This window comes from Pseudomonas sp. KB_15 (assembly GCF_052114525.1).
In the GTDB taxonomy this organism is placed as follows: Bacteria; Pseudomonadota; Gammaproteobacteria; order Pseudomonadales; family Pseudomonadaceae; genus Aquipseudomonas.
In genome coordinates this window covers 1-371 of sequence record NZ_JBFREX010000345.1, presented here as the reverse complement: position 1 = coordinate 371, position 371 = coordinate 1, and the positions used below count along the sequence as shown (strand labels likewise).

General features: G+C 72.0%; 1 protein-coding gene. It reads right to left on the bottom strand.

Translation table 11 applies throughout. The annotated features are described in order from the left end of the window. Positions 1–371, bottom strand: a 371-nt coding sequence (locus tag AB4Z35_RS31215) for an aldehyde dehydrogenase family protein (protein ID WP_442101326.1), incomplete at both ends; no start/stop codon positions are given.

Genomic DNA, 371 nt, shown 5'->3' with positions numbered 1-371 from the left:
GCGGACTGCGCGGCGCCCGGATCGGCCTGGTGCACGCGGCGGCCCTTGGCGCGCATCGCCTCGATATGGCGGACGATGCCGGTACGCGCTTCGTCGTCGATCACCGGGCCGACGTCGGTCGAGAGGCGGTCCGGGTTGGCCAGCGTCAGCTCGCCCATCGCGCCCTTGAGCATTTCCAGGATGCGGTCGGCCACGTCTTCCTGCAGGCACAGCACGCGCAGCGCGGAGCAGCGCTGGCCCGCCGAGTCGAAGGCGGAGGACACCACGTCCGCCACCACCTGCTCGGCCAGCGCGGACGAATCCACGATCATCGCGTTCTGGCCGCCGGTCTCTGCGATCAGCGGAATCGGACGGCCGGCGGCGTCCAGGCG